This is a genomic window from Bacillus sp. GbtcB10, from assembly GCF_019091365.1.
GTDB classification, from domain to species: Bacteria; Bacillota; Bacilli; order Bacillales; family Bacillaceae; genus Bacillus; species Bacillus altitudinis.
Genome location: NZ_JAGXJP010000003.1, coordinates 266,408 through 293,063 on the forward strand (window position 1 = coordinate 266,408; position 26,656 = coordinate 293,063).

Annotated in this window: 29 protein-coding genes and 1 other annotated feature; of the genes, 12 read left to right on the forward strand and 17 right to left on the reverse strand. The window is 41.7% G+C overall.

Going from position 1 to position 26,656, the window contains the following annotated elements; all coding sequences use genetic code 11:
- Nucleotides 1–152: 152 nt before the first annotated feature.
- From KVT11_RS11485 to KVT11_RS11495, 3 genes are read right to left on the reverse strand one after another with little or no spacing between them, the layout of a single operon-like run.
- Nucleotides 153–605, reverse strand: coding sequence for a GNAT family N-acetyltransferase (locus KVT11_RS11485; protein WP_008343848.1), 453 nt, complete (start codon nt 603–605; stop codon nt 153–155).
- On the reverse strand, nt 592–1,773 hold the full coding sequence (locus KVT11_RS11490) for a TIGR00375 family protein (protein ID WP_058214175.1): 1,182 nt from the start codon (nt 1,771–1,773) through the stop codon (nt 592–594). The genes KVT11_RS11485 and KVT11_RS11490 overlap by 14 nt, the downstream gene beginning before the upstream one ends.
- Entirely contained in the window at nt 1,770–2,327 is a 558-nt protein-coding gene (locus KVT11_RS11495; protein WP_116307106.1) for an NUDIX hydrolase, read from the reverse strand. The genes KVT11_RS11490 and KVT11_RS11495 overlap by 4 nt, the downstream gene beginning before the upstream one ends.
- 168 nt (nt 2,328–2,495) lie before the next feature.
- Between KVT11_RS11495 and KVT11_RS11500 the strand changes: the two genes are divergently transcribed.
- Nucleotides 2,496–3,422, forward strand: a complete 927-nt coding sequence (locus KVT11_RS11500; protein ID WP_116307108.1) for an aldo/keto reductase — start codon at nt 2,496–2,498, stop codon at nt 3,420–3,422.
- 196 nt (nt 3,423–3,618) lie between these two features.
- Here KVT11_RS11500 and KVT11_RS11505 read toward each other — a convergent pair whose 3' ends face one another.
- Nucleotides 3,619–3,906 carry an LCI fold-containing protein gene (locus KVT11_RS11505; protein WP_057079335.1) on the reverse strand — a complete coding sequence of 96 codons (288 nt, stop codon included), beginning with the start codon at nt 3,904–3,906 and terminating at the stop codon, nt 3,619–3,621.
- A 299-nt stretch (nt 3,907–4,205) separates the two neighbouring features.
- The gene (locus KVT11_RS11510) at nt 4,206–4,430 is read right to left on the reverse strand and encodes a YqkE family protein (protein WP_116307110.1); all 225 of its coding nucleotides are present in this window, start codon (nt 4,428–4,430) and stop codon (nt 4,206–4,208) included.
- 119 nt (nt 4,431–4,549) lie between these two features.
- Between KVT11_RS11510 and KVT11_RS11515 the strand changes: the two genes are divergently transcribed.
- Nucleotides 4,550–5,479, forward strand: a complete 930-nt coding sequence (locus tag KVT11_RS11515) for an alpha/beta hydrolase (protein ID WP_116307112.1) — start codon at nt 4,550–4,552, stop codon at nt 5,477–5,479.
- Between the two features lie 24 nt (nt 5,480–5,503).
- Here the strand turns inward: KVT11_RS11515 and KVT11_RS11520 are convergent, their stop codons facing one another.
- The 3 genes from KVT11_RS11520 to KVT11_RS11530 form a co-directional block, all read right to left on the reverse strand.
- The gene (locus KVT11_RS11520; RefSeq protein WP_024718943.1) at nt 5,504–6,766 is read right to left on the reverse strand and encodes a response regulator aspartate phosphatase; all 1,263 of its coding nucleotides are present in this window, start codon (nt 6,764–6,766) and stop codon (nt 5,504–5,506) included.
- A 300-nt stretch (nt 6,767–7,066) separates the two neighbouring features.
- Nucleotides 7,067–7,306 carry a YqkC family protein gene (locus KVT11_RS11525; protein ID WP_008343836.1) on the reverse strand — a complete coding sequence of 80 codons (240 nt, stop codon included), beginning with the start codon at nt 7,304–7,306 and terminating at the stop codon, nt 7,067–7,069.
- Between the two features lie 12 nt (nt 7,307–7,318).
- Nucleotides 7,319–7,645, reverse strand: coding sequence for an iron-sulfur cluster biosynthesis family protein (locus KVT11_RS11530; RefSeq protein WP_116307116.1), 327 nt, complete (start codon nt 7,643–7,645; stop codon nt 7,319–7,321).
- Between the two features lie 212 nt (nt 7,646–7,857).
- On the opposite strand from KVT11_RS11530, the gene KVT11_RS11535 reads away from it, so the two are divergent.
- Nucleotides 7,858–8,565 carry an expansin EXLX1 family cellulose-binding protein gene (locus KVT11_RS11535; RefSeq protein WP_025207575.1) on the forward strand — a complete coding sequence of 236 codons (708 nt, stop codon included), beginning with the start codon at nt 7,858–7,860 and terminating at the stop codon, nt 8,563–8,565.
- 17 nt (nt 8,566–8,582) lie between these two features.
- On the opposite strand, the gene KVT11_RS11540 is transcribed toward KVT11_RS11535, so the two are convergent.
- Nucleotides 8,583–9,557, reverse strand: coding sequence for a GNAT family N-acetyltransferase (locus KVT11_RS11540; protein WP_217609010.1), 975 nt, complete (start codon nt 9,555–9,557; stop codon nt 8,583–8,585).
- Nucleotides 9,554–10,033 carry a GNAT family N-acetyltransferase gene (locus KVT11_RS11545; protein WP_007501073.1) on the reverse strand — a complete coding sequence of 160 codons (480 nt, stop codon included), beginning with the start codon at nt 10,031–10,033 and terminating at the stop codon, nt 9,554–9,556. Before KVT11_RS11545 ends, KVT11_RS11540 begins: the two co-directional genes overlap by 4 nt.
- Before the next feature lie 281 nt (nt 10,034–10,314).
- Between KVT11_RS11545 and KVT11_RS11550 the strand changes: the two genes are divergently transcribed.
- The 4 genes from KVT11_RS11550 (at nt 10,315) to KVT11_RS11565 (ending at nt 13,965) form a co-directional block, all read left to right on the forward strand.
- Nucleotides 10,315–10,764, forward strand: a complete 450-nt coding sequence (locus KVT11_RS11550) for a YfmQ family protein (protein WP_025207577.1) — start codon at nt 10,315–10,317, stop codon at nt 10,762–10,764.
- A 141-nt stretch (nt 10,765–10,905) separates the two neighbouring features.
- On the forward strand, nt 10,906–12,138 hold the full coding sequence (locus tag KVT11_RS11555; protein WP_024718949.1) for a DNA polymerase IV: 1,233 nt from the start codon (nt 10,906–10,908) through the stop codon (nt 12,136–12,138).
- A gap of 15 nt (nt 12,139–12,153) precedes the next feature.
- Nucleotides 12,154–12,498, forward strand: a complete 345-nt coding sequence (locus KVT11_RS11560; protein ID WP_017367544.1) for a YolD-like family protein — start codon at nt 12,154–12,156, stop codon at nt 12,496–12,498.
- A gap of 231 nt (nt 12,499–12,729) precedes the next feature.
- Nucleotides 12,730–13,965, forward strand: coding sequence for an MDR family MFS transporter (locus tag KVT11_RS11565; RefSeq protein ID WP_008343828.1), 1,236 nt, complete (start codon nt 12,730–12,732; stop codon nt 13,963–13,965).
- A 30-nt stretch (nt 13,966–13,995) separates the two neighbouring features.
- Here the strand turns inward: KVT11_RS11565 and coaA are convergent, their stop codons facing one another.
- Nucleotides 13,996–14,955 carry a type I pantothenate kinase gene (gene coaA / locus KVT11_RS11570; RefSeq protein WP_008342294.1) on the reverse strand — a complete coding sequence of 320 codons (960 nt, stop codon included), beginning with the start codon at nt 14,953–14,955 and terminating at the stop codon, nt 13,996–13,998.
- Nucleotides 14,956–15,143: 188 nt separating this feature from the next.
- On the opposite strand from coaA, the gene KVT11_RS11575 reads away from it, so the two are divergent.
- Nucleotides 15,144–16,472, forward strand: a complete 1,329-nt coding sequence (locus tag KVT11_RS11575) for a CoA-disulfide reductase (protein WP_017367545.1) — start codon at nt 15,144–15,146, stop codon at nt 16,470–16,472.
- Between the two features lie 8 nt (nt 16,473–16,480).
- Nucleotides 16,481–16,903 carry a VOC family protein gene (locus KVT11_RS11580; protein ID WP_223255639.1) on the forward strand — a complete coding sequence of 141 codons (423 nt, stop codon included), beginning with the start codon at nt 16,481–16,483 and terminating at the stop codon, nt 16,901–16,903.
- Between the two features lie 16 nt (nt 16,904–16,919).
- On the opposite strand, the gene KVT11_RS11585 is transcribed toward KVT11_RS11580, so the two are convergent.
- Together KVT11_RS11585 and KVT11_RS11590 are read right to left on the reverse strand one after the other, a co-directional pair.
- Nucleotides 16,920–17,696, reverse strand: coding sequence for an SDR family NAD(P)-dependent oxidoreductase (locus KVT11_RS11585; protein ID WP_025207582.1), 777 nt, complete (start codon nt 17,694–17,696; stop codon nt 16,920–16,922).
- Nucleotides 17,697–18,659: an MBL fold metallo-hydrolase gene (locus tag KVT11_RS11590; protein ID WP_041091953.1), complete on the reverse strand. Its 963-nt coding sequence runs from the start codon at nt 18,657–18,659 to the stop codon at nt 17,697–17,699.
- Nucleotides 18,660–18,827: 168 nt separating this feature from the next.
- Nucleotides 18,828–19,039: a binding site (T-box leader), on the forward strand.
- A gap of 41 nt (nt 19,040–19,080) precedes the next feature.
- Here KVT11_RS11590 and proC point away from each other — a divergent pair.
- Nucleotides 19,081–19,908, forward strand: a complete 828-nt coding sequence (proC, locus tag KVT11_RS11595; RefSeq protein WP_008342285.1) for a pyrroline-5-carboxylate reductase — start codon at nt 19,081–19,083, stop codon at nt 19,906–19,908.
- Nucleotides 19,909–19,943: 35 nt separating this feature from the next.
- On the opposite strand, the gene KVT11_RS11600 is transcribed toward proC, so the two are convergent.
- Both KVT11_RS11600 and KVT11_RS11605 read right to left on the reverse strand, forming a co-directional pair.
- A complete protein-coding gene (locus KVT11_RS11600; RefSeq protein WP_116307118.1) occupies nt 19,944–20,435 on the reverse strand; it encodes a DinB family protein in 492 nt (163 codons plus the stop codon).
- Nucleotides 20,436–20,552: 117 nt separating this feature from the next.
- Nucleotides 20,553–22,166 (reverse strand): M20/M25/M40 family metallo-hydrolase, encoded by a 1,614-nt coding sequence (locus tag KVT11_RS11605; protein ID WP_046527206.1) that lies wholly within the window; start codon nt 22,164–22,166, stop codon nt 20,553–20,555.
- A gap of 140 nt (nt 22,167–22,306) precedes the next feature.
- On the opposite strand from KVT11_RS11605, the gene namA reads away from it, so the two are divergent.
- Together namA and KVT11_RS11615 are read left to right on the forward strand one after the other, a co-directional pair.
- A complete protein-coding gene (gene namA / locus KVT11_RS11610; protein WP_076822180.1) occupies nt 22,307–23,323 on the forward strand; it encodes an NADPH dehydrogenase NamA in 1,017 nt (338 codons plus the stop codon).
- 119 nt (nt 23,324–23,442) lie between these two features.
- A complete protein-coding gene (locus KVT11_RS11615) occupies nt 23,443–24,207 on the forward strand; it encodes an alpha/beta fold hydrolase (RefSeq protein WP_008342277.1) in 765 nt (254 codons plus the stop codon).
- Nucleotides 24,208–24,251: 44 nt separating this feature from the next.
- On the opposite strand, the gene KVT11_RS11620 is transcribed toward KVT11_RS11615, so the two are convergent.
- Nucleotides 24,252–25,559 carry an aspartate aminotransferase type Ic gene (locus KVT11_RS11620; RefSeq protein WP_035702826.1) on the reverse strand — a complete coding sequence of 436 codons (1,308 nt, stop codon included), beginning with the start codon at nt 25,557–25,559 and terminating at the stop codon, nt 24,252–24,254.
- A gap of 139 nt (nt 25,560–25,698) precedes the next feature.
- Nucleotides 25,699–26,628: a ribonuclease Z gene (rnz, locus tag KVT11_RS11625; RefSeq protein WP_035702824.1), complete on the reverse strand. Its 930-nt coding sequence runs from the start codon at nt 26,626–26,628 to the stop codon at nt 25,699–25,701.
- Nucleotides 26,629–26,656: the final 28 nt, after the last annotated feature.

Below are 26,656 nucleotides of genomic sequence, written 5' to 3' on the forward strand. Positions count from 1 at the left end.
TTTTGTCTTCTTTTCAGCGTGATAGAAAACCTTTGCAGTCTAGGAAGGACGAGCACCGGAGCAGAGCGAATTTGACATTCGTGAGCACCGGAGCGCAGGACTGACAAAGAATGCGAGGGTTTGTCTACACGCTGAGATAGACGTATACACGCCTATCTTTCTTTTCTCACCATATCAAGATGCGGAATTCCATCCTCATCATAACAATCTGAGACAGCTTCGAAGCCAAACGATTCGTAGAACGATTTCAAATAAGCCTGTGCTTGGATTTTAATCTTTGTTTCGCCTAATTCACTGAGCTTTTTTATCGCCTGATCGAGCAGGATCTTCCCGTAACCTTTTTTCCGGCCGGTCTTCGTCACAAGGACACGGCCAATGGATGCCTCTTTGTACATGATCCCGCTTTGGAAAATGCGGCAATAAGCCACAATCGTGCCGTTCTCTTTTGCGATGACATGCAGCGCCTCTTGATCACGATGATCAATTTCAGGATAAGGACATGTTTGTTCTACAACAAACACATTTACCCTTTCCATTAAAATCAAGTAAAGGTCCTCTTTAGACAGTTGTTCAAATGTGTGACATGTCCATTTAAGTTGATTCATGATTGATATCCACCTTACCGTAGACTCCGCCTCCGCCAGCGATCAGTCCAACTTCACCTTTTCTTGCTTTGATGATGTAATCGGCTGTTTTCTCAGGCAGGACCGCTTTTAATTCTTGTTCTGTTGCTTGATGAAGAATATTCATCTCTGTATGAAAGACAGCTTTTAACTTTTCTAACGTTTTGGCTCCAACACCTGGAATAAATTGAAGGGGAAGCTGGTGAACATAAGGAGGCCTTATTCCTTTGTCACTTTCTTGGTCAGCAAGCTCCTTTAACCGCTCACTCACCCCTTTTGTCATTCGGGTATGGCCGCATGCTTGGCACTTTTCTTGCTCCTGACTGTCAGGTCTTACCCCGCATTTCTCACAGGTCGTATGATAATACTTTCCGAGCCGCGGAGCGAGCCCATAATTTCCAGTGATATTTCTGCCATCTTTTCCTTGAAGCGCTAGCTCAAATTCAGCAAAGGAGGCATGATCCATTCGGATCTTCGTATATTCCCGCGCAATTTTCCCTAAAGAATGGGCATCTGAATTTGTTAAAAAAGAATAACGGTTTAGCTCACTTAGCTGGGAGGCCATAGACGTATCACAGCTAAGGCCAAGCTCAACAGCATCAATGAGTTCTGGATCGAATACTTCGGTTAAAGACGTATTGACCCCTTTGCCGTATAAACTTTTATGTGGCGTAAAAATATGGGCAGGAATAAATAATCCCCCTAGTTCCTTCACCTTATGCTGAAGCGTTCTCCCATCCACATATAACCGCTGTGAACTCAAATGCACATTTTTCATATGAAGAGAAAGCCATGCGGAAAACTCAGACATTTTACGAAGCGTGGGCATAAAGGCAAGCACATGAATCGGACCTTTTGATTGGTCATCATTGATTTCTAGCTCACTGCCTAAAAGCAAAACGGTCTTTCCAAATGATAACCCGCCATCGCTTAGTTCCGTGTATATGCCTTCCTCTACACCTTCTATCAATTCTTCTAGGACTTCAGGAGATTGTGCATCAATCACACCAATCATTCCCATCCCTTTACTTTGAGACGCTTCAATGAGAATTTGGTCAATGGTCAGTGACCTTGCACCTGTAATTTTGACAGCCCTGCCTGTTCTTGTTCGACCAATATGAATATGGATATCTGCAAAGAATTCCCTCATTTTGTAGACTTAAGTACCTCTTGCAATTGTAAGTATTGAATGGCATAGGCTGTTTTCGCATCATAAATATGTTGTTTTTCGATGAGGTGCAGTGCTTCTTCTAGTGAAACTTCCATCACTTCGACAAATTCATCCTCATCCAGCTCTCGTTTTTCTTCAAGCGGGACGAGCTGATCAGCAAGGTAGATGTGAACAATTTCATCCGCAAACCCTGGTGATGTATAAAAGGCTGTCAGCTTTTGGAGCGCCTGAGTTGTATAACCTGTTTCTTCTTCTAATTCTCTCAGTGCTGTATGTGCCGGCTCTTCTCCTTTTTCTAATTTTCCAGCCGGAATCTCAACGATGGATCTCTCCAGTGCTTTACGGTATTGCTTGACCAAAATGATTTTATTTTCGTCTGTACGTGCAATGACTGCTACTGCACCTGGATGTTTAATGATTTCGCGTTTGCCTGGTTTTCCGTTCGGCAATTCTACATCTTCAAGAACCAAGTCAATGATTTTTCCGTTATATAATGTTTTTGACGATAATGTTTTTTCTTCAAAGTCCTTCAATTTTGTCAGCTCCTCGTTCTACTTTCACTTTTTACTTCATTCATTTTAACATAGATGTTTTAGGAGAAGCCAAAATGCGGATGCCTGCTTCAATGCGCCTTTTGAAATCACCTAGCTTGAATTCCAGAATTGTTTCACTTAATGTGAAAGGATAGGAGTGTGATTGAATTGAAAAAAAGACGAATTGGCACCTCTGATCTCTTGGTTAGTGAGGCGGCACTAGGATGTATGTCCCTTGGGACTGAAAAAGAAAAAGCGCTCTCTTTATTAGATGAAGCCATTGATCTTGGGATTAACTATTTGGATACAGCTGATTTATATGATTTTGGAACAAATGAGGAAATCGTCGGGGAAGCCATTAAGAACAGACGCCAAGATCTGATTTTGGCCACAAAAGGCGGCAACCGCTTTGAAAAAGGCAAACCTGGCTGGGATTGGAATCCTTCAAAAGCATATATAAAAGAGGCAGTGAAACAAAGCCTGAAACGACTTCAAACAGATTATATTGATTTATATCAATTGCATGGCGGCACAATTGACGATCCAATTGACGAAACCATCGAGGCATTTGAAGAATTGGTTGAAGAAGGTGTCATTCGCTATTACGGCATATCGTCGATCCGTCCAAATGTCATTAAAGAATACGCCAAAAAATCAAACATCGTGAGTGTGATGATGCAATATAGTTTACTCGACCGCCGCCCAGAAGAATGGTTTTCTCTTCTTGAAGAACAAAGCATTAGTGTCGTGGCAAGAGGTCCTTTAGCAAAAGGATTATTAACTGAAAAACCCCTTTCGCAAGCAAGTGCGGCGATTCAAAAGAACGGGTATCTTGACTATTCATTTGAAGAGCTTCAGCAAATCATTCCTTCGTTAAAGAAAGTCGCTTATGACCTATCACTGACAGAGCTGTCCATTCAATACTTGCTTAAGCATTCTGCAGTCAGCTCTGTTGTTTTTGGCGCAAGCTCGGTGAAACAGTTAAAAGAAAATGTGGCAGCGGCAAATGCACGTTCATTAAGCGACCAAGAAGTTAAAGCTTTGTCATATTTCACAAAACAGTCTGTGTATGAGACGCATCGTTTGAATCAATAGAAAGCAAAAAGAGATCACATGCATGTGATCTCTTTTTAGCGTATGTATATATGTATGTACGTATGTACGTTTTCATGTTCTACGTGCAAATAGGAGAACAACTTGCCACTTACGTTTTGTTTCCCGTTTATCCAGTAGCAACGAGCTAATCAAGATTTCCTCTAAGACTGAGGGGCTAAAAGCCCCCGTTGACTAATTAACTTTTGCTGCTACTTTCATAATATCCATAATTTCCAGCTTTGCCTTTAAAATAAAATGTAGTACCGAAATTATTGAAACTATTTGCAAAAACACCATTATCTGAATACATACATAATCTATTCGTTTCTTTTTTAAAAGGAGTTTCGGAACAATCTACAATTTTAGTAGCCTTCGTACGCAGATCTGCATCCGTTGAATGATTTGTAGCAAGAGCTTGTCCAGAAATAGGTAAAAGCAAGCCTAAAGATAAAGCAACTCCAGTCATTGTTCTTCTCAATTTCATGTGAATCATCTCCATTCCCAAATTTTGTAATACACTTTAATTATAAGAGGAATGACTCTTTCCTAAAAGGGTCTTAACTACTATTTTTGGGATAAAAAGGAATTTAAATAAATCAATACTCCTCTTTTTAATTTATCGTTTATAAAATACGTTTTTTTTAGTTTGAACGTAAAACCCTATTGGTGCAATTCTGAAATGAAGTGATACGAGGGAGTTAGACGTGTTTTCTCTCAGGCTCATGTAGTATGTATTCACCTCAATGATATAACATAAAAAAGGGAGCATCGTAGCTCCCTTTTTTAACTTTTATACTTTCTCCAGTCTAAATGACTTTCATCTAGCAGCTCTGAGAAACTTTTATTTTTTTCTTTTTCTTTCTGTTGCCGAAGGAGGTCTTGTCGTTTTTGTTCTTCTCTTTTTTCTGTCTCGGCGGCCAGATTCTGCTTCATTTGAATGAGCTGCTGTTTCACATCATCCTTTATGCCATCCTTTAGCTTTGCTTGATCTTGATTGGTCTTTTTCACTTTGCCTCTCTCCTTTTGCTTTAGTGTATCATCCGTTTTATTTGCTCAGCAAGAGTCACGCCAAACTCCCAACATGTGGTATGATCTTCATAGAAACCCTTCGGAAAGGAAGAATCAGCTTGAAGAAGAAATGGCTCGCTATACTCGCCTTGGTATTATTTCCACTCGCTGCAATCGGCATTTTTTTTACCAATAAAATGATGTATATACGAAAATTAACGGATGAAGAGCTCATGAAACGAGAATCAGATGAAGGGCACTATCATCACGAGGAGTTTCAGCAGCTGCAAAAAGAGAAAGTTTGTATTCCTTCAACATTTGGTTATGATCTTCATGGCTATTTTGTACCGCTCCCTCATACAACACGCACCATCGTTCTTTGTCACGGGGTTACCGTCAGTTTGATCAATTCCGTGAAGTATATGAAATTATTCCAAAAGCTTGGATGGAATGTGCTGCTTTATGATCATAGAAGACATGGGATGAGCGGCGGAAAAACAACGAGCTATGGATATTATGAAAAAGAAGATTTGGCTCAAGTCGTCAAGTGGCTGAGAAAAAAACTTGGGGAAAAAGCAATCATTGGGATACACGGAGAATCGATGGGCGCAGTCACAACTTTATTATATGCTGCAAAACCGGATGCAAGCGCCAATTTTTACATCGCTGATTGTCCTTTTGCTTCTTTTGAGGATCAGCTTCTGTATCGATTAAAAACGGATTTTCGTCTTTCAGGACAGTGGATTCTTCCACTAAGTGATCAAGTGTTGAAATGGCGGGACGGATACAGCATTCGACAAGTTTCTCCACTTGATGTAATCGACCAGGTGAAAGAACCTATCCTTTTTATTCATAGCCTCCATGATGACTATATCCCTTGTGAGCAAAGCGAGCAGTTATACGCACGCAAAAAAGGTGATAAACGGCTATTTATTGCGCCACATGGTGCGCATGCGATGTCTTATAGTGACAATAAGGAAGTCTATGAACAAGAGGTCGAAGCATTTCTGGAAGCATTTCAATTCAATCAAAATGAAAGAGGAGAATGAACAGCCGTTCGTCTCCTCTTTTTGCTAACTTATACGATAGTCACCACTGTTGTATGGTGTCTGCCCGCCAGCTCCATATGGCTCTCTTCCGATTGCTGCTGACTCATGACCGATAACCCTGCAGTTGCTGCCAATAAAAGAACTATCAAACTCATTTTCATATAAATGACCTCCATTTTGAATTTTTGATATGGCTTGAATTTTCCTTTCGTAATACCGGGTAGAAACTTCAAATAATCCAAGCTCATTATAATAATGAGCCGCATCAAGTGCCAGTTCCTCAATATCTGGGTATAAGCGCTTGTCCTCCAACAAATCTAATGTATCGTCTATGATTTTTATTTCTGCATCAACGTATAATGCTTTTAAAAACTGAAACTTGCAGATGTAAATTTCATCTTCTAATTCACAGGCTTTCATAATACCTTGTTGATAGAGGGTTAACGACTCTTCTATTTGTTTTTGTTTAAACAGGATTTGGGTCAGCATAAATAGTGGGTCTAGAGAGCGATTCAGATGGGTTAAATTCTCCTTTTCAAACACTTCAAGAGAGTCTTTGAGATAGCGACTTGCTGTAGCAAGATCGTTCATTTGGTAATAGCAGTTACCTAAGTTGAAAAGGGCCGAACCTATGACTCGAGGGTTTCCAATTGAGCGTGCTCGCTTTAGAGCATTTTTAAAGTAGGGCAATGCATGTTCATAGCATTTCAAATCATCATAGTTTGCACCGATGACAAATTCACAGTGGATGATTCTCAGCGTGTACGTTCTGTAGGCAGAGTACGTATCTAACGCTTGCAAAGCATAGTGCATCGAAAAGTGGGTTTGTTTCATGTGGTAGTATATTTCTGCTAATTTAAAATAAAATTCTGCTCTTTCTATATCATCTGATATGAGATTGAGCTTTTTTTCTGCGGAACGGTAATAAGCAATGGCGCTCAAATAGTTTCTCTGTTCAAATTCAAACATTCCTGTAAAAAAATGAACATAGTATTCAAGCATATCCGTTAATTTGGTCTGCGAATGTTCAATCGTTTCTAGAAGCTTCTTAATCTCCTCATCATTCGAGGCTTTTTTTGCCGGTTCAAAATATTCAAGCATGACCTTATGTCGAAAATCCATCAGCTGGTAAAAAAGCAGCAAGTTCTGATCTTGCTCCATCTCAAGGATTTCCTGCTCGATCTCGGCCTTTAGCTTCTCTGCTTTCATGACATGAAATCCGCAAATCTGCCTATACCATTCGTTTATTTTGATTCCAACCTGAGGCGATGACAGCTTGAGCTTCAATTCACCTTAGCACCTCCCTCCTCATATACGATACATGTTGTATTCTATCATATTTCCTCGAATGGAAGAAATATGAAATGTCGTTTTTCGTAAAGTTTTCGGTATCCCGCAATAACCGCTTCCATTGCCGGTTTTTCGGCATTTACAGCCTCTCCTTTTCTCTTTCTACTTTTCTCATTTTGTCGAAATGTTTGTTAAAAATGACTTTTTATCGTTGAAAAATCTCATTTTTCAAATTAGACAGTTCTCCTGTTTGATGAGATGATGATGGCACAAAAAAAGCCCTCTTCAGCAAAGGGCTTATAACACATCTGTTACGTGTTCCATATTCTCTTTTATCCAACTGACTGCTAATTCAAGCGTTGGAAATTCTTCCGTTTCAAATGTGACTTCATCTTGGAGAAGCCAGACGTCCTTTTTTACTGAATCCATTCCACCGATTGACCAGTGCAAAAGGCTATATGGATGATTATTATTTAAAAACGACACCCACGTTTTATTTTGTGCCGTATTTTGTATCACTTTCAGCTTTTGATCCACTACGTTTCCACCTTACTTTACAAGTATACCCATTCTCGGGCTGAGTATTTGTTGAGGACTTTTCAACATAAGTGTATTGGCTTTTTCATTAAAATCAATCGTCATTTCCTCGTCAAAAAACACCTTTTGTGCTGTGTGTATATATAGTTTTAAATGTTGGCTATTTTTAAGTGGTTCGCATTCACCTGTTCTTTCACTTGTTAACCAAAGCATCGGTACGCCACTCACTGCACAGCCACAACCTTCTGAATCGTAGCGAAGCAGTAACTCCTTCGTTTCGTTTCCTGTTTGCTGTTTTTCTATATATGTTTTAGCCAGTTCTGTGATGTGAATATACATGGCGAACATCCTTTTTAAATTGATGCTTACATTGTAACACATAAAACACCATAAAACATGACACACGACTAAATCCGAAAGTCACACTCTTTGAAATACACCCTCTTCTCACTAGGATTATATCTATCTATTGGCTCTTTCTGCATCCTGTTTTTTAGAATTATACTGATGACGCTATCCATTTTAAAAGAAGAAACAGGAGGTTTTAGATCGTGAAAAAAAGATTATCTCTCTGCTTCATCGGGGCGCTGATATTGATGTTGAGTTTCACTATGCCAAACATGAAAGCGGCATCTATCCTTGATGAAGTACGAGAAAGTTATGCGACTTATACGGGATCTGGTTACTCAGGGGGCGCCGCTTTATTAGATCCTATTCCCTCTGACATGAAAATTACAGCTTTAAATCCCCATGACTATAACTATAAAGGGGTAAATGCGGCACTTGCAGGGGCTTACCTTGAAGTAACGGGGCCAAAAGGAAAAACCGTTGTGTATGTAACCGATAAATATCCAGAAGGAGCAAAAGGAGCTCTTGATCTTTCTCCTAATGCCTTTACCAAAATTGGCAATATGGAAGATGGGAAAATCCCGATTAGTTGGAAAATTATAAAAGCACCGATTAGCGGAAATGTAGCTTACAGAATAAAAGAAGGTAGCAGTGAGTGGTGGGCTGCGATTCAAGTGCGCAATCATAAATATCCGGTTATGAAAATGGAATATTACAAAGATGGACAATGGGTGAACATGGAAAAGACAGACTACAACCATTTCCTTGGCTTTCATATGGGGTCTACATCTCTTCCTGTTCGAATCACAGATATCCGCGGGGTCATAGTAAAGGATCAATTACCCGCTCTTCCATCTACTGCTGCTTCACAGGCCTATATTGTAAAAGGCAATGTTCAGTTTCCTAATTAACGAGGAGAAGGGGCAGCTTATTTAAGAGCTCCCTCTCTTCCTTCTTTATCCCAGCGATATGCCTCATTTTCTATTTCTTTTATGATTTCATTCTTTCCCGCCATATAGCTTTGTATATCTTCCGGATACTGTTTTGCTAATTGTTCCTTGACAGACGCATACGCTTCAGATCGTTCTGGGTGGAGTCTTAAGTAATCTCGAAACAATAAATGTCTTTTCACATCAGGATGATTCCTTTCATACACATGGACATGATGCGTACGATTCAAGCCACCCTTTTGAAAAAAACGTCTCCCTTTTATACCATTTTCACCGAGCGCTTCGTATCCAAGGTGTTCAAATCTCTCTTTTTTTCTATCGATCTCTTCTATATCGCTTACTTCTATTAATATATCTATAATTGGTTTGGCAACAAGTCCTGTAACTGACGTGCTGCCAATATGGTATCCTTCTATCCAGCTCTTTTGAATGATTTGCTTGAGTCGCTGCTTTTCTTGACGGAATTCTTCATGCCATTCTTTTTTGAATTCGACAACCTCAACCTTGCGTCGCGGTGTCCATTTCATTTTTGATAGGGTGAGCTCTTTTTCCACATGAATCACATTTGTTTCAAAAAACCCCAATTTTTCATATAGCCTTTTTGCAGGGGTGTTTTCTTGCCCTGTGGTCAGTTCTATCGGGACATTCTTCTCCATAATTGTCGACATAAGTCTTGTTCCAATACCCTGCTTTAGCGCTTTTGGATGCACAGCCAATCGACTAATGATCAAACAATCTTTCAGCTCTTCATAGGAGACTACACCTAATAAGAGATCATCTTGCTCAAAACCAATAAATTGCTCTTTTGCTTTCATGACATCTTGAATGGTCTCTTTTAATGGCGGAAGATCAGCATAGCCAATTTGTTCAGCTTCTTGTTGGTATGCAGCTAGTTGAATATGTAAGATCTGCTTTGCTACATCACTTATTGTGTGATCTAAATGAACAATCATTTCATTGCCTCCAGCTTCTTCACAAATAACACACGGTCTTCATGAATGCCATCGTAATCTGAAAAGACTGAGATGCCATCTACTGTTTTATCTCCCTTTTCTATCTGAAACCCGAGTTTTGTATGGTAAGCAATGGAGACTTTATTGATAGGAGCTGTGACAGCTTTAATGGTTGTTCTTCCTTCCTTTTCAGCCGCTTCATAAAAAGCTTGATAGAGGATTTTGCCTATCTTTAATTTACGGTGATCTGGGTGGACGCCAACAAAGTGAATATAGGCTTCATCCGAATGAGATTGCGATAAAAAGCCAACCAAAAAGCCGATCAGCTCTCCCTTTTCAACGACAACAAAACTTGTTTGCTGGAAATGTTCAAAAAAGAGCTTTGGCAATTTTGCACGCAAATCTCTGCCTCCCCACCAGCTTTGAATGACGGATGTGACTGCGTAAAAATCTGACGGTTTCACTTGACGTATCATGATGGCCTCGCCCCTTTTTCCATTTTGGCTTTCCTTTGATTCGTTTTTTCTCAAAAATGCGATTGTTTCAATAGTCTACTGTCTGATCAAATGGTTGTAAAGACAGTATGCCCGTCTTTTTCATGTTCACTTGTTGGTTCTTCGTCTTTCAGCCGTCATCTCCTTTTAAATCTTCACACTTATTTCAAAAAGTTCACTTTTTGTGCGAAAGTTTCATTCATTTGTTATGTTAAGATGGTTCATATAGGAAATGGTACAAATGTTTATTGGAGATGATGAGATTGGTTTGGGTTGTTATTTCGCTTGTTGTGTTTAGTCTTTTAAAGCTGCTTGTCACCTCTTTGCCTTCTGGTGTTGTTGAGCGCCTTTTTAGCCGCTACGCCGTACATGCTAAAGTAACAAGTGAGCAAACAAATATTACTTTTCAAGGTCGTTCGCTTGATGAGCAGCGAGCATCTGAAATCATTCAACATTTTAATGATGCGATCTTTATTGAACGCTATTATATTTACCCGGGTGATGAAGAGCGCTTTCTTCATCCGAATGAAGGGCCAGCGCCGCTTACTATGCAAACAAAGCTTGGGAAACATGATGTCACCCTTTATCTGTTCCATTATGATGACCATGTAGATGTGGTTCGGCAGTTTACACATAAGCCAAAGAAAAAGCTGATGGCTTATCGTCTGCGTTCTGAACCGCTCCAAACATTCCACAACATGGCACATGCCTAACAATCGTTGCAGCAGACGAGACGAAGTGTTCACCACTTCGTCTTTTTTGTATGGACAGCTTTTGAATGATTTACCAGTATGAATTTCACCTCATGTTGTTTACAATAGATTCAGAACATACGTTCTAAGAGGTGAAGTACAATGAATGAACGAGCCATTCTGCTTGTGGATATGCAGTCATTTTATGCATCAGTCGAGAAGGTGGAGGCGCCTCATTTGGAGAATGTACCGCTCATTGTCTCTGGAGATCCAGAACGAAGAAGCGGAGTCGTCCTGGCAGCCTGCCCTCTCGCGAAGAAACGTGGCGTACAAAATGCATCAAGGTTATGGGAAGCACAGGAGAAATGTCCTGAAGCAGTGGTTGTACGTCCACGTATGCAGCGCTATCTCGATGTCTCTGTCATGATTACAGAACTGCTTGAACAATACACAGACCTTGTCGAGCCATATTCCATTGATGAACAGTTTCTTGATATTACAGGCAGTCTTACACTATTCGGCTCTCCACATGAGATCGCTCAACATATACAAACAACGATTATGAACCAGACTGGCATTTACGCACGTGTGGGCATCGGCCCTAATAAAGTGCTCGCTAAAATGGCCTGTGACCATTTTGCCAAAAAAAACACATCCGGCATCTACGAACTGAGTGCCGACCGGGTTGCTGCTGATTTATGGCCGCTTCCAATTGGAAAATTATTTGGCGTCGGCAAACGAATGGAGCATCATTTGAAACGAATGGGTATCAGTACCATTGGCACACTTGCTACTTATCCGTTAGACCGATTAAAAAAACGCTGGGGAATCAATGGGGAGCTTCTGCAGCGAACAGCTTTAGGACACGATCCCTCCCCAGTCACTATTCACACACATGATCAGCAAAAAGCCGTTGGGCATCATATGACCCTTCCCCGTGATTACGCATCTTTTGAGGAGATCAAAGTCGCTCTTCTTGAATTGAGTGAGGAAGTCGCTAGGCGGGCACGTTTTAAGCATTATCTCGGTCAAACGGTGTCTGTTGGTGTAAGAGGGGCTGATTTTTCACATCCAACAGGCTTTCATCGACAAATGAAGCTTCATTCACCGACACAGTATGGCTCAGATATTGCAGAGGCAGCGATTCAGCTATGCCAGCAGCACTGGGATGGCCAGCCCATTCGCAGTGTAGGCATTACCCTCTCACAGCTGCAGCCTGACAGCCACTATCAGCTGACTTTATTTGATCATCATTTGAAGAAAGATCAACTCAGCAAAGTATTTGATGAAATCCATCTGAAATATGGACCTGCGGCATTGCTGCATGCTTCGTCACTGACAAGCGCTGGGCAGGCATATCACCGCGCCGAAAAAATTGGCGGGCATTACAAATAACGGAGGCGAACAAGCATGAATCCCAATAAATTAACACCTGGATACAACATCATGTGGGAATCAAGCCGAATGATGCTACCAGAGCACCGAGAGCAACTACTTGCTCAAAAACGAAAGAAAAAAGAATATACACCTCTACCGCTCAGCTCCGATCAGCTAGAGGAAATGAATGTTTTGATCACACAGTCGATTACCGAGGATCAAGCGATTTGCGTGACATATGTCTCATCAGGCATGAAAGCACAGTTTTGGGGCTGGGTGAAAGCCATTCATTATGAAACACGCCAAATGAAAATCGTGAATGACGAAGATGTTCTAAACCTTTCCTTACATCAAATTATTGCCATCGATCTCAATTGATTTTCGCAAAACGAAAACATGATCATTGAAAAACCCGCTTCGTTTTTCCGAAAAAATTATGACCCATCAAGGCTTAAAACCTTGAAAACGAGGCATATGCTCTTCGAATGAACGGAACGGTTCAAGCTTCTCTGTCATTTGACGGATGACTCCTCCATCAAATTGTGTATTTAATTTGCACAATTTTTCATGTATGATTGGAACATCTTACAAACTCAGGGGAGACACAGCATGAAAAATAACTTACGCACTTTACATCCACTTAGTTGGACGATCATCATCGGCACGATATTTGGCCGAATGGCGACATCCATGAGCATTCCCTTTTTAGCCGTTTATTTGACACAAGTCAAAGGCGCCTCAGCCTCTTCAGCTGGATTGATCATTGCCGTCAGCTCTCTTATTGGGATTGTTGCGAGTTTTTACGGCGGCTATGTTTCCGACCGAATCGGCAGAAAAAAGGTCATGCTTTTATCCATCTTTGGCTGGACACTTGTCTTTGTTGGCTTCGCATTTGCAGATGCCATTTGGGTCTTCTTTTTTATGAATGCTTTAAATGGACTGTGCCGGGCGCTGTTTGAACCAACGTCTAAAGCACTCTTATCCGATGTCACCCCATCGAGCATTCGGTTGTTTGTCTTTAACTTACGGTATACGGCCATTAACATTGGTGTCATTTTCGGCCCGCTGCTTGGCTTATATCTCGGGTCATCAAAAACGACTTTTCCATTTCTCGTCGCTGCCCTCATTTACTTGTTGTATGGGTTAACGCTGGCATGGCAATTTCAAAAGCATCCAGTGGCTGCTCCAGAAAGCACCAAACAAATCGGCGTCAAAAAAGCTCTTTCCATTATTCAGAAAGATACGGTCTTTAGCATCATCCTCATTGGCGTTACTTTATGTTCATTTGGCTATTCACACCTAAGCTCAACACTGCCTCAATATTTATCGGCATCCCCTATGATTGAGGATGGCCCTAAACTGTTTGGGTATCTTTTATCCTTAAACGCAGTGGTTGTCATTGTCGTTCAGTACCCGCTGATTATGATCGCTAAGCGCTATTCAACGATTTTGTCGTTAACGACTGGGAACGTGCTTCTAGCAGGCAGTTTGTTTGCCATTGCTTTTTCACAAAGTCTCGGTACGCTTGCTTTCATCATTGTCGTGTTTACGATTGGTGAAGTGCTGCTCTTTGCGATGATGGATCTGTTTGTAGACAATATTGCAAAACCTGAAGTGAAAGGATCATACTTCGGCGCAATGGGGTTTTCTCAGCTCGGCAGCGTCGTCGGACCGTTTGTCGGAGGATTGTGTATTGACTTATTTGGCGCAGCCCATCCCCTTTCTATTTTTTCAGTCTTGGCGATTGTCACCGCTGCAGGCGTTCCGTTTTTACTCATCGGATACTACCGCCTAAAAAAACGAACGGCGGCTGCCGTGGCTGTGAAAGTAAGTGGAGGTCATTAAAAAAACCGCTCTCAATTTGAGCGGTTTTCTTTATACCCTGCGGATGGCGATCTCTTCCACCTTATGCTGATCGCCTTTTTTTAAAATCAAATCGGCTCTATATTTTGTCGGCAAAATATTTTCATATAAATTTGGACGGTTCACTGTATTCCAAATCGTGCTTGCCATCTGATCTGCTTCTTCATCCGTCAAATCTTTGTATTGATGAAAGAAAGATTCAGGGTCTTGGAAGGCTGTTTCCCGCAGCAAACGGAACCGTTCTTTATACCAGCATTGAATTTGCGTCTCAGCGGCATCTACATAAATCGAAAAATCGAAGTAATCTGATACAAACACGCGCGGCTCATCCTTCAAATCATCCAGTGCCGGTGATTGCAACACATTGATCCCTTCAATGATGACAATATCCGCATCTTCTACTGTTTCATACACCCCTTCAAGACGGTCATAGGTCAGATGTGAATATACAGGTGCATGCACAGTTTGTTTCCCTGATTTTAATTCATTTAAAAACGAAAGTAGCGCTTTAACATCATAGCTTTCCGGGAAACCTTTCTTTTCCATCAGCCCCCGATCTTTTAACTCTTTTTGAGGATACAAAAAGCCGTCCGTTGTTACGAGACTCACCTTCAGTCCATCTCCAAGCCTTGATAAAAGTGTTTCAATGATACGTGCTGTCGTGCTTTTTCCGACGGCCACACTTCCTGCAATCCCGATTAAAAAGGGGATTTTCGCATGATGCGGGTAGTTTAAAAAAGCATTGACATGCTGATTTTTTTGTTTTTCTGCAAAGACATGTAATGTCAGAAAACGAATAAGCGGGATGTAAATATCTCGAACTTCTTCTAGCGATAAGTAGTCGTTTAATCCTTGAAGTGCTCTCACTTCTTCTTCTGAAACAGATACCGGCATATATTCTCCAAGAGCGGCCCATGCCTCTCTCGTATGGCGTGTATATAATGTATTAAAATCTAGTCGTTCGTCACCCAAAGTCTTTCCCACCAATCTAAACTAAACTCATAACCAAAAAGACGATAATCCGATTGTAGCTTAAAATGAAGGCGCTGTCTTTATTTTTCAACGAAAGTTTGCTTCTTTTGCGAAAAAAAAGCATTAAATAAAGGAAAATGAGGGTAAATAAGAGTATTCAGTTTGATAGATAGAAGGGAGCACACCAAATGAAATATGTGATGATTGGCGGAGATGCAGCAGGAATGAGCTGCGCTATGCAAATATATAGAGAGGATCCAGACGCGCAAATTGTAGCTTTTGAAAAAGGAGAAATTTTCTCATATGGACAGTGCGGACTCCCCTACTTGATCGGCGGTCTCATTGATCATCACAGAAAACTCATCGCACGCAGCGCTGACACCTTTCGTGACAAATACGGGATTGATGCCAGATGCTTACACGAAGTGACCTCAATTGACCCAGAGCAAAAAACAGTATCGGGTATTCATTCTAAAACAAAAGAGCCCTTTACAGAAACGTATGACCGTCTGTTAATTGCGACAGGAGCAAGCCCCGTCACACTTGATCTAGACAGTCATTCATTAGAAGGTGTCCACGTATTAAAAACAATCCCGCATGCGCTGTCTATTTTAGACAATCTAAAAAAAGACGTCACACATATCACGATTATCGGCGGAGGATATATCGGTTTAGAAATGGCAGAAAATTTAAAAGGGCTAGGCAAAGACGTTCATATCATTCAGCGGGGGGCAACACTTGGCCCAGGCTTTGATCCCGATATGGCAAAATATCTGAAAGAAGAAGCGGACAATCAAGGCATTCAAGTAGTACTTGGTGAAACAGTGCAAAAATTAAAGGGCAAGACACATGTAACAGCTGTTCAAACAGACAAGCAGACCATTGAAACAGATATGGTCATCATCGCCGTTGGTGTCACTCCGCAAACATCCTTTTTAGACAGCACAGGAATTCAGCGACTGCAAAATGGCGCAATTGTTGTGAATGAATACATGCAGACGAATGTACAAGATATCTATGCGGCGGGTGACTGCGCAGCAACCTATCACCGTATCAAAAAGGAACTGGACTATATTCCGCTCGGTACGACAGCAAATAAACAAGGAAGAATCGCAGGGTTTCATATGACAGGAACAAACCGCGCGTTTCAAGGCGTCACCGGCACAGCGGTGATGAAATTTATGGACGTGACAGCAGGGCGAACGGGTTTATCAGAGAAAGAAGCAAAAGACGCGGGCCTTTCTTTCTCTACCATCACCATCGACAGCACTGACCACGCTGGATATTACCCAGATGCAGAGAAAATGAAAGTGAAACTGATTTACAGAAGCGATGATCACACCTTGCTTGGTGCACAAATCATCGGTAAAGAAGGTGTTGATAAACGAATCGATGTCATGGCAACTGCTCTTTATCAAGGGCTGACTGTGACAGACCTTGAAGATTTAGATATTAGCTATGCCCCCCCTTTTAACAGTGTATGGGACCCACTTCAGCAAGCGGCAAGGCGGATATAGAAAAAGGAGTGAAGCCATTGACCATTCAACAAATTGCTACTATTGAAATTCCTGTGACTGATATCCCCCGGGCTGTCTCTTGGTATGACCAGATTTTAGAGATGATCGTTCTACATCAATCAGAAGAAGCCGCTATGCTCACTTTTACTCATGGCGAGGGACCTTCTTTTTATCTCGTCAAAACAAAACACGAGAAACGAATCTACTTTATGAACTCTTTTACAGGAGTTCGGCATAGTATGATTGATTTATTTGTGAAGGATTTAAAAAAATTTCACCAGTATTTAAGCGAGCATAACGTCACCGTATCGGATATTCAAATATTAGCTGACCCAGACTTAGGCGGTTTTAGCTTCGAAGATGTTGATGGCAATGTCTTTGGCGTCACCAATATTAAGCCCCATCAAACAAAAAAAGAAACCAGCCTGTGACCGGTTTCTTTTTTTGTTATTTTTTCATCATCGCTTTACGTGCTGCTTTTTCAAATAAAAACGGGAATAATTGATACAACTTACTGCCAGCATTCATCCATCCTGGTAAATTAATCTCTCTTTTTTTCGTCATCATGGCGGATACGACCTTCCCTGCTACCTTGTCAGCACTGAGCATCATAAAATCAACATTTTTAACATATTCACCACTGCGGTCTGCAATGGTAAAGAAGTCTGTGGCAATCGGTCCTGGATTGACGGTTGTGACATGAATTCCGCTGTCTGCCAGCTCCATTCTGAGGCTGTTTGAAAATCCGAGAACCGCATGTTTTGATGCGGAATAGATGGCGGATTTAGGGGTGGCAATTTTGCCTGCCTGTGACGCAATATTGATAATATGCCCCTTCCCTCTTTGTTTCATCTCAGGAAGGACCTTTTTTGTGCAGGCAATTAAACCAAAGACATTGACCTCAAACATCGACACCATTTCTTCAATGGATGCGTCTTCGACGAGATCGAACACACCAAAGCCGGCATTGTTCACCAAAATATCAACAGCACCCACTTGTTGATAGGCTTGATCAATGTCCTCAAGCTGACTGACATCAAGCTGAACGATGTGACATACGCCGCCAGCACTTATAATCTTTTCTTTTACACCTGCGAGCTTTTCAATTCGTCTTGCCGACACAATGATTTCTGCTCCTTCGGCTGCTGCCAAGTACGCCATCTTTTCACCAATACCGCCTGAAGCACCTGTAATCCATATTCTCTTTCCTGTTAGTCGCCCCATTTATTTCACTCCTTCAATTGCTCGATAGTAGAGGGTTCCGTCTTTTTGCACTTCTTCAATATGTCCAGCCGCTAAAAGCACATCAAGCTGCCCGACTGTCTCAGACATTGTCAGAAATAATGCTTCTTCATACAGGCCTGGAAATAAGGTGCGACAAAGATGAAAGGCGGTCATTTCCTTTCGTTGAAGCAGCTGATACATCGTATTTGCCCGTTTTTCCTGTTTTTTAAATCTTTCTTCGATCAATTCGTGATGAGAGGTAATGAGCTGGCCATGCCCTGGATAAATCGTCTGAATGGGCAAATGCAATAAACGCTTGAGTGATGCTTTATATTGAAGCAGCGATTTTTGACGTTCTGTTCCTTTCACCGGTGCTTCCATTAACGGATTGGAAGAAATGGTCGTAAGCAGCAGATCACCGCCGATGAAATTCCCTGTTGTTTCATCTAAAAAAGAAAGATGAGATTGTGCATGTCCTGGGGTCTCCAGCACTTGGAAATGCTCATGTCCCTTCAAACGATCACCTTCTTTTATGACGTCATCGACATGTGCCGTACATGAATATGTATAGGACTGCCTCACCATTCTTTCACACTCACCTTGACGAAGCGGGACACCTAACTGCTGAAAAAAATCATTCATAAAATGGATTTGACGCTGTTTAAACGCTGCATCCTGACTAATATAGGGCTCATTCAACTCGTGTCCGATGACACGGACATGAGGTTTCATCAGATCTAAAAGACCGACATGATCTGCATGATGATGTGTCAAAACCACTTGATCAATATCATCTATTGATAAATGATGTTCCTTTAATTGCGTGACAAAGGCATGCTGTGCCTCTTGTGTCATCGGTCCGCAATCGACTAAGGTCACGGCATCGCCTTTTAATACATATGCATGGACATCCCCCACCGCAAACGGTGTAGGGATGGATAATTGAATCATTTCTTCTTTCACTTTTATACGTCATCTCCTGATTTTTGACTCATAGATCATCTGAACTCACTCTTCTTTATTCATTGTATCTTGCAAAGGGCAGACTGTCATGCGGTTTAGATGGTCATTTTTTTATCTTTCCCTATTGACACAAACTTGTCCATCGTTGCATAATGAACAACAAATATAAGATGCGCGATGACAAGGATTAGTAAGCAAAATAATGATGCAAGAGAGTGAGGTCCGCCGGCTGTAAGACTTCACCATCCTCTTATTTGCTGAACCTGCCCTTTGAGCTGTTAGGCAAACCTAAACGTTTCCCGCGTTAAGGGACTAGAGCTGAGTATGCAACATTGCATGCTAATTGAGGGTGGTACCGCGAAAAACCTTTCGTCCTTTGCAGACGAGAGGTTTTTTTATTTTCTACAAGGAGGAGCAGCTTATGAGTAAAATTGGATTTATTGGTGCAGGCTCAATGGCCGAGTCTATGATTAAAGGTCTTTTAAAGAGCGGCATTATGTCAAATGAAGATATCATTGTCACAAATAAAACAAATGAAAAACGATTAGAAGAATTACATGCACGTTATGGAGTCAAAACAGATTTCGCGCGTTCCTTTATTTATGAAGAAGCCGATATGCTGGTGTTTGCTTTAAAACCAAAAGATGCGGAAAGTGGCATTTCTGAAGTAAGGCCCCATTTAAATGGACAGCTGATTATTTCTATTTTAGCGGGCATTTCTATTGAAACCATTCAGCATTATGCTGGCGCAAAAACGGCGGTGGTTCGTGCCATGCCAAATACATCAGCGGCCATACAACAATCAGCTACTGGCATTGCTGTCAGTGATGAAGTCACAGAGGCGCAAAAGGAAAAAGCAGTTCAGCTGTTTGAAACGATCGGTCATGTGACGGTTTTAGATGAATCACAGCTGAATGCGGTCACAGCCATTGCCGGCAGCGGTCCTGCCTTTATTTATCATTTGATTGAAGGAATGGAGCGAGGTGCATCGGAACTTGGGATGGACCAAGAGACAGCGAAATTGCTCATTTGTCAAATGATTGCAGGCGCTGCAAATATGCTTCAGGATAGCGGTAAGGAACCTGCTGAACTGCGCAAAGAAATTACGAGCGAAGGCGGAACGACAGAAGCAGGACTGAATACCCTTGCTTCCTATCAATTTGAAGAAGCGATTGTCGATTGTGTGAAAACAGCGACAAAACGTGCAGCAGAATTAAACGATATGTTTTCAGCGAGTACGTATAAGTAAGAGAGCAAAGCACCTGCCTTGATGACAGGTGCTTTTCATCTATCACTCGATGCTCTCATGGACATAATGGCTTTGATTTGATCGAGGTGATGAATTTCATGTAAAGCAATGGTTTCAGCTAATATTTGGACTGTCATCATCCCTTCTTCAGGATGGAGACCTGAAAAATCCCATGTATCCTTTTCTAATCGTTGTAGTGTTTTGTTTCTGCTCTCTTTTAAGCGCTCGATCAATGCACTGACCTCTTGTGCAGTATACGTTTCATAAGCTCTTTCCTTCACATATATCTCTGGATCATATGATGCGAAAAGCGTGTGCTCATTTGATATTGCCTGCTCTATCCGCTCTGACCAGACTTCTTCTGTATCATACAAATGTCCAACAATTTGTTTAATCGACCACTTGCCTTCCCCAATAGATTCATCTAATGTAGCCTCATCACATGTCCATACTAACTCCTCAAGCTTACGCAAACTCTCATGAAGTGATGTCATGATCTCTGTTTTTGTTAGTACTCCTGTTTTCACTCTCACAATTCCCCTTCAAATATATGTAAGTATCATTCTATATCATACTCTATTTCTTTAGACAGAAGGTGATTGATATCAAAAAGAAAAGCCCTATCATGACGATAGAGCTTTCACTTAATTCTTTTCTAATAAAGCATGAATTGTTGATTGTAAGAGCGACGGCAAAACGCCAAAAGAAAATGGGACATGCAGCCGTTCTGTCCATTTGTGCGCATCCTTTCCTAATGGACCAACGTTGATGACAGGAACGTTAAGAGCTTCTTTTTCTCCTTGTGGTAACGAGTAGCCTTTTTGGTATAGCGGCATGTTGGCTGTATAATCGTCTATATCTTGATTTTCAAGCTGTAAGTAGCTTAAATCAGATAAACCAGGAAAATATTTGACTTCTTCTACTTCAATTCCATAGATCTCTTTTGCTTCTCTTTGAATCTTCTTTAAGGTCGTTTGAATATGCAGATCGTTTGTTGAAGAAACAGATGGGTAAAATGGCGGACTATAAAACAACACAATCAGTGCTCCATCTTCCTTACAAAGGGTCGTCAGTTCTGATACAATTTTGGTTGAAAAATCACGATCCCCTAGCTCACCCCGGTTGGCAAAGGCGTAGTTGACAATTCGCTCGACCTCCTGCTTGCCGGATCGTTCAGCAGCTTTTTCGTACAACTCATGATACGTTAACACCGTGATGTTTGTATCAATGGGTGTAAAATGTTTAAAGCGTTGAAATGCAGCGGTTTTCTGTTTGAGATTGGCTTCGATTTGAGCTGCTGCTTGTTTCGCAGTTTCATAGAGGAGCCCGTGAAGCTCTTCACTAGAGCGGTTCATCATCAGCACATTAAATAAAGAAACAGCCGTGTGAGGCGTTTGAACAGAGTAAGCTTCTTTCAAATCCTTTTGCATCAAATTGGTCGGAGGCGGTGTCACTTCACCATCTACTTCCTCACAATAATCACTATTCAGTTCTAACAGCCTGTTTAATTCAGATACCATAAAATTTGCATTTAATCCTGAGAAGGGCTCACCTACATGTGTTTCAATTCCTTTGCAGAAAAATCCCGCAAGTACCTTCCCTATACTACCTGTATAGATGTATTGGTGCGCATCCCCGGGATACTTTTCAAACATCGGCTCACTGTTTAAACAAGCGGTATACTCAAGGTCATACTTCTGCTTGAGCTCCTTTAGTTTCGGAACAGCCTCCAGCATCCCCTGTGAATTCACTTCTTCATCTGGCACTGTGACGAGTAGAATATTTCCTTCAAACCTCCCCGCCATCGCTCTTTCCAGCATGGAAAGCTGGACAGTCAGGCCTGCTTTCATATCCATGGACCCTCGTCCAAACAGCCAGTCACCTGAAGCTAAATCCTCTCTTGCCCTTTTTGGAAGAAGTGCACTTTTTTGAGAAAAGGACGCCATTAACTCTTCGGGCTTACACGCCATATTTTGAAATTCTCCGTAATCCTCTGTATCGACGACATCAAAATGGCTGAGGAGTAAAACAGTACGTGGCAGCGTACTTCGTTTGACAAGTGCCGTTAAAAAATACCGGCCATCTTTCATTGGATGCAAAGCCAAGTGATCAGGGTGCTGCTCAAAATATGGACGCTCCCTCAGCAAGTAATATAAATATTCCGCTAATGCGACTTCTCCCGTTGTACCAGATATGCTTTCATACTGCATCAGAGCTGTGAGTAGCTCCTTTAGTTCACTTTCCGTTTGCCATTTCATCCGTTTATCCCCCTTTGATGTCCATATCTTTCATTATACAAAATCATGTTCAAAAGCTATATGGTTTGAGCACCTTTTATGACGAATGTTTGAATGACTGTTATAATCGGCTATACCATTCTATGAGGAGGCGAAGGTAATTGGAAACAAAGCTTTTTTCACCTTGGACATTAAAAGGTGTCACACTCAAAAACCGCATCGTCATGTCCCCGATGTGTATGTATTCATCCTATGACCGTGATGGAAAATTACAGCCTTTCCACTTTGCACATTATGTTTCCCGTGCGCAAGGTCAGGCCGGATTAATTATGGTCGAGGCAAGTGCTGTTTCACCTGAGGGAAGAATTAGTGATCAGGACCTCGGAATTTGGAGTGATGAGCACATTGAAGGGTTTGCCTCATTAAACGAACAAATCAAAGCGTACGGAACAAAAACCGCCATCCAGCTAGCCCATGCAGGACGCAAGGCTGAGCTAGATGGTGACATTCTTGCTCCATCCAGCATTCCATTTGACGAGCAATCTAAAACACCTCTTGAGATGTCTATCGATCAAATAAAAGACACCGTTCAGGCGTTTCAAGATGCCGCTGTCCGCGCCAAGAAAGCTGGATTTGACATCATTGAGATTCATGGTGCGCATGGCTATTTGATTAACGAATTTCTCTCACCGCTTGCCAATCACCGGACAGATGAATATGGCGGTTCACCAGAAAATCGTTATCGCTTCTTGAGAGAAGTGGTTGATGCAGTCAATGAAGTGTGGGATGGACCATTATTTGTCCGTGTATCCGCTTCTGATTACACAACAAAAGGACTAGATATTGCAGATTATATTGGCATTGCCGCATGGCTGAAAGAGCAAGGAGTCGATCTAATTGATGTGAGCTCAGGCGCTGTGGTGCAAGCCAGTATTAAAACATTCCCCGGCTACCAAGTCACCTTTGCTGAGAAAATAAGAGAAGGTGCCGGCATCCAAACAGCCGCTGTCGGTATGATCACATCTGGTGTACAGGCCGAAGAAATTTTACAAAATCAGCGTGCTGACTTGATCTTTATCGGCAGAGAATTTTTACGGGATCCGTATTTCCCAAAAACAGCCGCTAAAGAGCTTCGTACATCCATCGAAAGCCCGCGCCAATACGATCGTGCTTGGTAACATCTTTAAGCAAAAAGGTGTCTATTTTTTGAAATAGGCATCTTTTTTGTTTTTAAGAGAAACATCTTTGCCTTTTGTGCCGTCTTTTAGCTAAAGAACCACTTAGAGGAGATGGAAGAATGAACTCGGCATTGATTGAAAGAACGTATCATATAGATGGACATCACTTTTATACAAGGCATCGTCAAGGAAAAAAGCAAGCCACCATTATTTTTGAAGCAGGATATGGAATTTCAGGCGATACGTGGGCGAATATCGCTCGTGATATTGACCCAGAGCTTGGTGTTTTCTTATATGACCGTTTAGGTAATGGAAAAAGCAGCGAAAGCAAAGAAGGAAGAACTTTGCATGATCTTGCGGATGATTTAGATACACTCTTACATCAAGCCAATATTCAGCCGCCATTTCTCATTGTGGCGCACTCATTTGGCTCTCTTGTCAGTCGCTTATGGGCAAGCCGCAGAAAAGAAGATGTTATCGGTATGGTCCTTCTAGACCCAGCAAGTGAGGAGCAAGAGCAGGTCATTCTGCCGCTCTTATCAAAGGAAGAACGCACTTCATATATGGCGCAGTTCACAGCAGAATGTACACATGAGGACTTTGAGCAAATGCTGCGTACGATCAAAGAGGAGCAAACGCATTATGGGATGATGCCCCTTCTTGTCATTTCATCAGGCAAAAGCCGCTTGTTTCATCCAGCACATGAAGCTTGGCTCAGGCTTCATAAACGAATGCTCACATTGTCATCCCAAAGCGGATGGATTCAGGCGCAGAACAGCTCGCACTATATTCATCACGATGAACCACATATTGTGCAGCTTGCGATTTATGATGTATGGTGTGCAGCAAAACAGCCTGCCACTTATTATCAAACAGCCAACTAAAAACAAAAACTCCTTGACCGGACATCAGTCAAGGAGTTTTTTCATTATACCGTTGGTGCTGATTGACTTTTCTCAGACAGCAGCTTTTCAATGCTGACAAGCTGAACGCATAACGTAAAGATGTCAATCGCCTGCTCTAGTTCTTCAAGCGTTGGGAACGTTGGCGCAATACGGATGTTACGATCAAGCGGGTCGTTTCCATAAGGATATGTCGCCCCTGCACCTGTTAGTGTCACACCGGCTTCTTTCGCTTTTTGCACAACAGCTTTTGCACAATGATCGAGTGTATTTAAGCTAATAAAATATCCGCCATTTGGTTTGTGCCACTCAGCGATGCCTGTTCCACCAAGCTTTTCATCAAGGATCGAAAGAACGAGGTCAAATTTCGGCTTAATAATCGCTGCATGCTTTTTCATATGTTCCTTCAATCCTTCTGGATTCTTGAAGAAACGAAGGTGTCTTAATTGATTGATTTTATCTGGCCCAATGGTTTGAACTGATAACTGTTTTTGAATAAAGCTGACGTTGTCCTGACTAGATGCCATCAGTGCAACACCCGAGCCTGGGAACGTAATTTTAGAAGTAGAGGCGAACATAAACACACGGTTTGCATGTCCTGCTTTGTCTACTGCTTGAAAAATATCTTTTAACGTATCAGGCGTATCTGTTAGATGGTGGACTGCATAGGCATCATCCCAAAAAATACGGAAGTCGTCTGCTTTTGTCTGCATGGAAGCAAGACGGTCGACAACCTCATCTGAATACGTAATGCCGTCAGGGTTGCTATATTTCGGTACACACCAAATCCCTTTGATGGCTTCATCTTCTGCAACCAATTTTTCTACCTGATCCATGTCAGGTCCATCCGACTTCATATCTACCGTAATCATCTCTATGTTAAAATGCTCACAAATGGCAAAATGACGATCATACCCTGGGCTTGGTGCTAGGAATTTTACCTTTGGAAGCTTGCCCCAAGGTGTTTTGCTGCCATATACGCCGTGAGTCATGGCACGGGCAATTGTGTCATGCATCATATTTAGGCTAGAATTACCGCCAATGATGATTTGTTCTGGCTTCAGATTGAGCACACTTGCAAAAAAATTCTTTGTTTCAGGAAGGCCTGTCAAGCCGCCATAGTTTCGCACATCTGTACCATCCTCAGCTGTCATTGCATCCTTTGATGTCACGACATCGAGCATGCCCATAGATAAATCGAGCTGTTTTGGTGAAGGTTTCCCTCTAGACATGTCTAAGTGTAAGTTTTTACTTTTGTACGTTTCATACTCTTTTTGTCGTGCTGCATATAGGTCATTTAATTCTGCTTCACTTAACGCTGTAAAACCGCTCATCTTTGATTGTGCCTCCCGTATTCTTCATAGTGTAATTCGTCATTTGTTTTTTCTTCACCATTTTACCACTACCTGAAAAAGAGCGTCATCATAAATATCAAAAAAATCACACAACTATTTTTGACGATTCATCCAATTTTTACAGGGTACGGTCAATAGGAAAAGAAAAGAAATCATGTGCAGCTTCAGTCAGCGGGAATATATCGCGGGCTTCTTTGAGTAATTGTTTCATTGACTCTTCCCCTTGGTACCGTGCACTAATATGAGTCAAAATCAGTCTTTTTGCGCCTGCTTCCTGCGCTGTTTTTGCTGCCTGTTCTGTCGTACTGTGATAATAATTATAGGCTAGTTCTGCATCTTCTTTCCCAAATGTTGCTTCATGGACTAACACATCCGCATTCTTGGCAAGCCTTGTTATATTCTCGCACAAACGGGTATCTCCTGAAAATGCAACGATTCTCCCTTTTTTAGGGGGTTCCAAATAATCGGTTCCATCAATCATTCTTCCATCTTCGAGTGTAACGGTTTCCCCATTTTTCAACTTCTGATACAAAGGTCCAGGTTTTACACCGATTTTTTTTAGGTCTTCGGCTTTTAGTGCACCGGGTACATCTTTTTCCACGACCCGATAACCGTAAGCTGGGATCCCATGAGACACTCGTTTTGCTTCTACTTGAAAGGTATCATCTTCAAAAACGATCCCTTCCTCTATTTCTATGATATGCAGCGGATAAGTCAAATGCGTTTGCGTCGCTGAAAGTGCCGCGTTTACAAAAGCTTTAATGCCGCTTGGACCATATATCGTCAATTTATCCTCTCCGCCTTGAAAGGACCTGCTGCCAAGCAGACCTGGGAGACCATATACATGATCACCGTGCATATGCGTGATAAAGATCTTCTCAATTTTTCTTGGTTTAATCGTTGTATGTAATATTTGATGCTGCGTCGCTTCTCCGCAATCAAAAAGCCACACGGCTTTTCTCTCTTCTAAAAGCTTCAGCGCAGTGCAAGTGACGTTTCTTGTTTTTGCAGGAATGCCTGCACCTGTTCCTAAAAAGAGCAGTTCCATTACGATTTCCTCCTACAGCCGGTATACA

Excerpts from the sequence above, each read along its gene's own strand:
- KVT11_RS11605 (WP_046527206.1), bottom strand. The coding sequence starts at position 22,166 with ATGAAATGGCAAACGGAAAGTGAACTAAAGGAGCTACTCACAGCTCTG.
- proC (WP_008342285.1), top strand. The coding sequence starts at position 19,081 with ATGAGTAAAATTGGATTTATTGGTGCAGGCTCAATGGCCGAGTCTATG.
- KVT11_RS11585 (WP_025207582.1), bottom strand. The coding sequence starts at position 17,696 with ATGGGGCGACTAACAGGAAAGAGAATATGGATTACAGGTGCTTCAGGC.
- KVT11_RS11545 (WP_007501073.1), bottom strand. The coding sequence starts at position 10,033 with ATGATACGTCAAGTGAAACCGTCAGATTTTTACGCAGTCACATCCGTC.
- KVT11_RS11615 (WP_008342277.1), top strand. The coding sequence starts at position 23,443 with ATGAACTCGGCATTGATTGAAAGAACGTATCATATAGATGGACATCAC.
- KVT11_RS11490 (WP_058214175.1), bottom strand. The coding sequence starts at position 1,773 with ATGAGGGAATTCTTTGCAGATATCCATATTCATATTGGTCGAACAAGA.
- KVT11_RS11540 (WP_217609010.1), bottom strand. The coding sequence starts at position 9,557 with ATGATTGTTCATTTAGATCACACAATAAGTGATGTAGCAAAGCAGATC.
- KVT11_RS11485 (WP_008343848.1), bottom strand. The coding sequence starts at position 605 with ATGAATCAACTTAAATGGACATGTCACACATTTGAACAACTGTCTAAA.
- KVT11_RS11575 (WP_017367545.1), top strand. The coding sequence starts at position 15,144 with ATGAAATATGTGATGATTGGCGGAGATGCAGCAGGAATGAGCTGCGCT.
- KVT11_RS11560 (WP_017367544.1), top strand. The coding sequence starts at position 12,154 with ATGAATCCCAATAAATTAACACCTGGATACAACATCATGTGGGAATCA.
- KVT11_RS11530 (WP_116307116.1), bottom strand. The coding sequence starts at position 7,645 with ATGTATATTCACATCACAGAACTGGCTAAAACATATATAGAAAAACAG.
- KVT11_RS11620 (WP_035702826.1), bottom strand. The coding sequence starts at position 25,559 with ATGAGCGGTTTTACAGCGTTAAGTGAAGCAGAATTAAATGACCTATAT.
- KVT11_RS11505 (WP_057079335.1), bottom strand. The coding sequence starts at position 3,906 with ATGAAATTGAGAAGAACAATGACTGGAGTTGCTTTATCTTTAGGCTTG.
- KVT11_RS11555 (WP_024718949.1), top strand. The coding sequence starts at position 10,906 with ATGAATGAACGAGCCATTCTGCTTGTGGATATGCAGTCATTTTATGCA.
- rnz (WP_035702824.1), bottom strand. The coding sequence starts at position 26,628 with ATGGAACTGCTCTTTTTAGGAACAGGTGCAGGCATTCCTGCAAAAACA.
- KVT11_RS11565 (WP_008343828.1), top strand. The coding sequence starts at position 12,730 with ATGAAAAATAACTTACGCACTTTACATCCACTTAGTTGGACGATCATC.